General features: G+C 46.0%; 7 protein-coding genes and 1 tRNA gene. 4 read left to right on the top strand and 4 right to left on the bottom strand.

The features are described 5' to 3' along the window. Positions 1 to 15: 15 nt before the first annotated feature. A complete protein-coding gene (thiL, locus tag AAFP14_RS24995) occupies positions 16 to 855 on the bottom strand; it encodes a thiamine-phosphate kinase (RefSeq protein ID WP_341734883.1) in 840 nt (279 codons plus the stop codon). A gap of 117 nt (positions 856 to 972) precedes the next feature. After that, positions 973 to 1057: transfer RNA gene (locus AAFP14_RS24990), tRNA-Leu, on the bottom strand. 210 nt (positions 1058 to 1267) lie between these two features. Between AAFP14_RS24990 and ndhL the strand changes: the two genes are divergently transcribed. The 4 genes from ndhL (at position 1268) to AAFP14_RS24970 (ending at position 4081) form a co-directional block, all read left to right on the top strand. Continuing rightward, positions 1268 to 1483, top strand: a complete 216-nt coding sequence (gene ndhL / locus AAFP14_RS24985) for an NAD(P)H-quinone oxidoreductase subunit L (RefSeq protein ID WP_340522086.1) — start codon at positions 1268 to 1270, stop codon at positions 1481 to 1483. Next, complete coding sequence (locus tag AAFP14_RS24980) at positions 1484 to 1789, top strand: DUF3007 family protein (protein ID WP_341734882.1); 306 nt, start codon at positions 1484 to 1486, stop codon at positions 1787 to 1789. It abuts the gene before it with no gap. A 225-nt stretch (positions 1790 to 2014) separates the two neighbouring features. Continuing rightward, entirely contained in the window at positions 2015 to 2812 is a 798-nt protein-coding gene (gene trpA, locus AAFP14_RS24975; protein ID WP_341734881.1) for a tryptophan synthase subunit alpha, read from the top strand. A gap of 564 nt (positions 2813 to 3376) precedes the next feature. Continuing rightward, positions 3377 to 4081 (top strand): DUF6658 family protein, encoded by a 705-nt coding sequence (locus AAFP14_RS24970; protein ID WP_341734880.1) that lies wholly within the window; start codon positions 3377 to 3379, stop codon positions 4079 to 4081. A 44-nt stretch (positions 4082 to 4125) separates the two neighbouring features. Here AAFP14_RS24970 and AAFP14_RS24965 read toward each other — a convergent pair whose 3' ends face one another. Beyond that, complete coding sequence (locus tag AAFP14_RS24965) at positions 4126 to 5055, bottom strand: DUF192 domain-containing protein (RefSeq protein ID WP_341734879.1); 930 nt, start codon at positions 5053 to 5055, stop codon at positions 4126 to 4128. 7 nt (positions 5056 to 5062) lie between these two features. Further along, on the bottom strand, positions 5063 to 6952 hold the full coding sequence (locus AAFP14_RS24960; RefSeq protein ID WP_341734878.1) for an NAD+ synthase: 1890 nt from the start codon (positions 6950 to 6952) through the stop codon (positions 5063 to 5065). Positions 6953 to 6988: the final 36 nt, after the last annotated feature.

Raw genomic sequence — 6988 nt, 5'->3', positions numbered from 1 at the left:
CCGAGTGACTGGAGTTCAGACTGTGCTCTTCCGATCTCCCCCCTTGCTAAGGGGGGGAGAATTCAAATCCGGCTTCATCCGCGTGGGGGAATTAACCCCCCCCGACCCCCCCTTGCTAAGGGGGGGAGAATTAACCCCTTCCTTACCGAGGGGGGGAGAATTCAAATCCGGCTTCCCCCCCTTGCTAAGGGGGGGACTGAGGGGGGGTTCCATCCCACCTTCACAACCCAAGATTTCCCACAGCACAGGCAAAACATCCAGCCGCGGTTGAGGGCGCTGGTGGGCTAGAATCAAAGTAGCCCGATCGCCTGTGGTGAGATTTTGCCCAAATTCAGGATTCAACAGTAACTCCAATCCAGCGCGAGAGGCCCCGTGAACACCCGTAGCCACAATCGCCCAGCCCGATCGCGCCTGTGACCTACTAATGATACGATCGCGCTCAACCTCTCCAAAAGCCGTAATCGCCACAGTCACAACGGGCGATCGCACCACATCCCCCCCAACGATCGGCGTCTGATACACTTGCAAACAAGCCGTCATCCCCCGATAAAACTCTTCTACCCACAGCACAGCCGTATCCGCGGCCACAGCCAGGGCTACTGTCACCCCCAAAGGCCTTGCTCCCATCGCTGCCAGATCCGACAAATTCGTCGCTGCGGCGCGCCATCCTGCATCATAGGGGCTGGTAGTGCGATCGCTAAAATGCACTCCATCCACCAACATATCCATCGTCACAGCCAGAGATTGGTTGGGACTTGTCACCATCACAGCGCAATCATCACCGACTATCTCTGGCGGGCAGAATTTTTGCAATATTTTTAAAAGACCTTGTTCTCCGATATCTTTTATCACCATAATTTTTAATTCATCCCAGAGGGAAGAGCGCTTCTTATGGTTCGGATGAGCGGACAACAAAAATCTTGGTCAATCAACAAATCTGAGACTCTTGACTCACAAACCATGGAATTTGAATGGGGGTGGAGGGACTTGAACCCACACGACCGTTTCGGGTCAACGGATTTTAAGTCCGTAGCGTCTACCATTCCGCCACACCCCCTGATTTAAGTTACTGTAGCAGGATTATGCCCCTACAGGCAACCACAGCTTCCTACAATACAACCAAAACCCTATTTTACGCAACCCCTAATCTAAAATTTCTCAAAAACCGCGCTGCATCCCCCTAAGCGGTACAATAATCAATCAGTGTGTCCTAGGCGATCGCGCCTATCCCACCTACCGCCTGTAATTATTCCCCTAAAGCAAATCTATGTATATTACCCTACTGCTGTACGCCGTCTTGGCGGGAGCTTATCTCCTGGTAGTACCCGCAGCTACCTACGCCTATCTCAACAGCCGCTGGTACATTGCTACTTCTTTGGAACGGGCGTTCATGTACTTCTTGATGTTCTTCTTTTTCCCAGGTATGTTTCTCCTAGCTCCATTTTTAAATTTTCGCCCCAAACGGCGGCAGATAGAAGCCTAAATGCGACGTATAGATGTAATTGGAATCACACTCGGTGTCTTTGTGGCTGGTGGGTTAGCCTACTTGTTGCTGCAATGGGCGGGACTCGACAGCACCAACGCTGGTATCTGGAGTCAGTTATTTTTGGTGGCCGGCTTAATTGGATGGCTGGCTACCTATTTATTTCGAGCTGTTACTCAAGGTATGACCTACAGTCAGCAACTGAAGGACTACAAAGAAGCAGTATTGCAGAAGCAGCTTGATGCACTGACTCCCGAAGAATTGGCAAAAATTCAAGCTGAAATTGAACAGGAAAAAAATAATTAGTTATTAGTTATTTGTTATTGGTTATTGGTTATTTGTTATTAGTATTTAGTGGTTATTGATTTTGTTGTTTCTGGTCATGGGTTCCAAATTCCCTTGCCAATTATAACAACCGCCCATGCTCTTGATACGATTTCCTCATGGCTCCCTATTCACAAATAACCAATAACAAATAACCAATAACAAATAACCACTGACTAATGACCACTGACTAATAACTAATAACTAATGACTATTTCTAATTGCTTTGAAAACCTGCGCCAAAAACATCAGTGCGCTTTAATCCCTTTCATTACTGCTGGCGACCCCGACTTAGAGACAACCGCTAAAGCACTGCAAGTTTTGGATGACAACGGTGCTGATGCGATCGAACTTGGTGTTCCCTATTCCGACCCCCTGGCGGACGGACCAGTCATTCAAGCTGCTGCTACCAGGGCTTTGCATCACGGAACTCGCTTAGACGACGTGCTGGAAATGGTCGCCAAAGTTAGCCCTAATTTGCGATCGCCCATTATTCTGTTCACCTACTATAACCCGATTTTGTATCGAGGTGTAGAAACTTTCTTGCAGCAAATCAAAAGTGCCGGAGTCCAGGGATTAGTAGTACCAGATTTGCCATTAGAAGAAGCCGAAACCCTAATTCAACCAGCCAACAAATTAGGGATTGAACTCACATTATTAGTTGCTCCCACAAGTCCCAAAAGCCGCATAGAAGCTATTGCTAAGCAGTCTCAAGGATTTATTTACTTAGTCAGTGTCACCGGTGTTACAGGAGTGCGGGATGGATTAGAAAAGCGAGCAAAAGAGTTACTCCAAGAACTGCGCAGCGTCACCGAAAAACCCATCGGCATCGGTTTTGGAATTTCGACACCGGAACACGCTCGTCAAGTGAAAGAATGGGGCGCAGATGCTGCGATTGTCGGCAGTGCTTTTGTCAAACGTTTAGCTGATGGCACTCCAGAACAGGGTTTAGAATCAATCGGCCAATTCTGCAAGAGTCTCAAAGCAGCAATTCAAAATACTTAGCAGCCTTGTCGATAATTTCTATCATTAGATAGATGCCGGAGTGCGATCGAGCTTGCGATAATAGCTCCCAAAGACATTGTTGTACTTGAGATAAAAGGTTTTCTTCCTTTAGGTTTCAGACCTGAAGGAAGGTTTTTTTTGAGATAACAAGGTGGGTAGTAATATCAATTCCGGTTGTATCGGAATGATTTAACCGCGAAGGCGCGTTCGGCGAAGCCCTTCCCGTAGGGTAGGACGCGAAGCAAGAGAAGAGAGAGTGGACGAAGAGGGTAGGCACGGTGGCACTACCCCTACAAAACCATGATTTGTCACCAGAATGAAACAGCCCTGGCCCTTGGGGGGTTCTTCTTCCTTTTTCCTTCTTCCTTCTTCCTTCTTCCTTGTTCCTTCTTCCTTCACCCACTAAACAATTGAGAAATGTAACTTGAGATAGATAAACAAGTCCTATTTTTATTCGTATGCTGAAAGAGTATTGGAATTCCTGATTTTGTAAGGGTAGCCATTTACCAAACCACAGGCATTTCAATATATGAACCATAGTATAGTATGCAAGGAGCATTTTTTATGAACAGACTAACTGCGTTTATCAAAAAAATTCGATTTGGACAGTTGTTAACAGTGTTTATGGCGGGTCTTTTAGTGTTCGTTAGCACTGCGTGTAGCGGCACGGATGTGATGGCAGGAAAGACGGCCGACAAACTTAGAGAAGAAGTTCCTTCTGAGGCTGTAACTTCTGAATATAAAGGTGGGCAGAACCAATATAGCGATGTCGATCCCAGAAATGCCAACATGACAAAAGTAGAAGCAAAAGCCAAGATGCTCAAGGATGAAGCGCAGCGCCGCATCGATACTAAAGCTAGCAACAATGTGGGTGAAAATGTCCGACGAGTGGCCGATGAAGGGCCGGATAAACTCAAGGAAATTGGCAATAAGTTGAATGAGGATGTGCGCAGTGCTCAGGAGAATTTAGATGAGTTTGGGAAAAATACCCAAAAAAACATGGCTAACCTTAAAGAAAATACTCGCGATGGTGTAAAGGGAGCAAAAGAAGTGGTTAAAGAGGCCACTGAAGGGGCAAAAGACAGAGTAGCAGAGGGTAAGGATGCGCTCCAATATAACCTCAAGCAAGGCAAGGAAAATGTCAAAGATGCTGTGGAAACTGTAAAGTCTAACGCTGATGATGTCTCGGACAAGGTTAGCTCTAAAGTGAACCGAGATATTGATAGAACTCAGCGAGCTGCTGAAAGAGCGGTGGATGCGATCGACTAATCATATCAATCCTGGTTGCACCGTCAGGTGATTGTCACTCTTTTTTAGGGTAGATTCGGAAGACGATCGCCCACTTTCAACCCTAATTGGGCTGCCCTTCCTCCTCGGAGTTCCATCACTGCATCAACAGGAACATCCGGGCCGTAGTTGGGGCAGTTTTCAGTTAAACAGGGAGGCACATTCGGAATTATCGCCTGCACTACCCCTCCCCGCAAAAAAATCATATCCAGTTCAATAAATACATTTTTCATCCAAAAACGCACATTGCGCGCGGGTTCAATGGGGAACAACATTCCCCTGTCTTCGGGCAATTCTGTGCGAAACATCAGACCAATTTGTTGTTCTTGGGGAGTTTGGGCCACTTCCAATCCGATCGCGCGATCGCCGATGTTAGTATTAACAGAAATTGGCAAAATCTGACCCACATCAATCCCCCCAAACAGCGATATAAAGTTGGATTGTGATAAATTAACTATTTCCGTAAAAACTCCTAAATATTGGCCAGTATTTTTATTTTTCATCACAGTTTGGTTATCGGAAATAGAGATATCTAAGTCGCTAAACTTCATGCCATCTGTCAAGACAATTTTATCATTTCCGTTGCCAAAATCGGTAATTAAATCGGCTCGATCTAGACTCGATGGAGCAGCGGTTATTTCCATCACAAATAAATCATCCCCCACACCACCTGTCAAGATATCTTTGCCTTCACCACCGATTAACAAATCTTGGCCCCGATCGCCATTAATTACATCATCTCCTTGTCCTCCATAGATTGTATCGGTTCCCTGCCCTCCAGCGATGGTATCAGCGCCTTCATTTCCGGCGAGCCAATCATTTTCCCGATCGCCAAAAAGCAGGTCATTCCCCGCTAAACCTTGAATTGTGTCATTACCAGCAAATCCTCTAATTAGATCGTTGTTGGGACTTCCCAGGAGAAAATCAAAGCCGAAAGTACCTTCGATATTAGCCATTTTCTATTTAATAAAAGGAAGCTTTGGCGATGGGCATTCGCCAACCAGTACCAAAAGCGCGATCGCTAATTTTCAAACCCGGAGGCGCTTGTCGCCGTTTAAATTCCGCCTGTCGCACTAATTTTAGTATACGCGCCACCACCGCTTCATCGTGTCCCGCCGCCACAATTTGTTTAACAGATTCATGATTTTCGATCCATCGCTCCAAAATGTCATCCAAAATATCATAAGCAGGCAAAGAATCTTGGTCAATTTGTCCCGGTTTCAGTTCAGCACTAGGCGGTTTACTAATAATATTACCAGGAATTATTTCGTTTCCAAAGACCGGGTACGGAGGAGAGGGCGGGTACGGAGGAGAGGGCGGGCACGGAGAGGGTGGGCACGGAGAGGGCGGGCACGGGGACGGAGAGGGCGGGCACGGGGGCACCGCCCCTACAGACTCGTTACCAGAGTCAGCCTGGTAACGCAGATCTAGAGGCTCCGCCTCATCTTTCCCCTTCCCAATTCCCCCAGCATTCAGCCACTGACAAAGGGAATAAACGCGAGTTTTTGGCACATCAGAAATCACCGCCAATCCGCCATTCATATCGCCATAGAGAGTGCAGTAACCCACCGCCATTTCCGATTTATTGCCAGTAGAAAGCAGCAAATGGCCAAACTTATTAGAAATTGCCATCAACAGATTGCCACGAATTCGCGATTGAATATTTTCTTCAGCAATGCCAAAAGTGGTACCGACAAACAAATTAGCTAAAGTGCGATCGTAAGCTTTCATCAAATCAGCGATGGGCAACATTTCCATCCCAATGCCCAAATTTTTAGCTAATTCCAAAGCATCATTCACGGAATGATCGGAACTATAGGGAGAAGGCATGAGAACTGCCAACACATTTTCCGGTCCGATCGCATAACTAGCAATTGCAGCCACCAAAGCCGAATCAATCCCGCCACTCAAGCCCAATACAACCTTAGAAAAACCACACTTACGAACATAATCTCGTACCCCTAAAACCAGAGCAGCCCAAATTTCTGCATCCCCAACCTGCGGAGAAAAACTTAAAGGTGCACGCTTAACTTCTGTAGGATTTTGCAAGGTAACGTCAACTAAATCCCGTTTAGCTTCGTCATATTCAATCACCCCAAAATCCGTTTCAAAAGAAGCTAATACCTGAATTAATTCACCGTTTCTGTTGATACAAAAACTGCTACCATCAAAAATAATATCATCATTTCCCCCCACCTGATTAGCATAAACAATGGGTATACCTGAGCGAATTACGCTATGTTGCAACATAGCCGATCGCACTCCCCGCTTTCCCGCTGCATAAGGCGATGCCGACAAATTTAATACTAAATCCACACCAGCTTTGACCAAATCCAAAAAAGGTTCACCTGCGTAACTGCGTTTCCCCCAAAATTCCTCATTATTCCACACATCCTCGCAGACTGTAATCCCAATTTTAATCTTACCTAACTTAAAAAAATCGCTTTGGCTTCCCGGTTCAAAATACCTATCTTCATCAAATACATCATAGGTAGGCAACAACCGTTTATTAAATACTTGTTGAACCCTACCCTTTGCCAACAAAACAGCACAATTAAACAAGGATTTTCCGCCTGCTTTCACAGCGTTAGGATTAGGGATAGCAGTGCCGACTATCACTGCCAACTCCCCTGGCAAATCCTGGGCTAATTGCTGCAACTTATCCCCAGCCGCGGCAATAAAACTAGGGTTCATCAACAAATCTCGTGGTGGATAACCTATCAGGGAAAGTTCCGGCGTTAGCAACAAATTTGCTCCTTCACTAGCCGCTTTTCGTGCAGATTCCAGAATCAAGTTGGCATTGCCAAAAATATCACCAATAGTAGGATTTAGTTGTGCGATCGCAATTTTCATATTACCAAATTACCTAATCTAGAAGGAATCAGAAAG

Source organism: Microcoleus sp. EPA2 (assembly GCA_020882975.1).
Taxonomy (GTDB): domain Bacteria; phylum Cyanobacteriota; class Cyanobacteriia; order Cyanobacteriales; family Microcoleaceae; genus Microcoleus.
This window is presented reverse-complemented; position numbering and strand designations above follow the sequence as displayed.

Bases quoted from the DNA above. Each gene is read 5' to 3' on its own strand.
- ndhL (WP_340522086.1), top strand. From the start codon at position 1,268: ATGTATATTACCCTACTGCTGTACGCCGTCTTGGCGGGAGCTTATCTC.
- AAFP14_RS24960 (WP_341734878.1), bottom strand. From the start codon at position 6,952: ATGAAAATTGCGATCGCACAACTAAATCCTACTATTGGTGATATTTTT.
- trpA (WP_341734881.1), top strand. From the start codon at position 2,015: ATGACTATTTCTAATTGCTTTGAAAACCTGCGCCAAAAACATCAGTGC.
- thiL (WP_341734883.1), bottom strand. From the start codon at position 855: ATGGTGATAAAAGATATCGGAGAACAAGGTCTTTTAAAAATATTGCAA.
- AAFP14_RS24970 (WP_341734880.1), top strand. From the start codon at position 3,377: ATGAACAGACTAACTGCGTTTATCAAAAAAATTCGATTTGGACAGTTG.
- AAFP14_RS24965 (WP_341734879.1), bottom strand. From the start codon at position 5,055: ATGGCTAATATCGAAGGTACTTTCGGCTTTGATTTTCTCCTGGGAAGT.
- AAFP14_RS24980 (WP_341734882.1), top strand. From the start codon at position 1,484: ATGCGACGTATAGATGTAATTGGAATCACACTCGGTGTCTTTGTGGCT.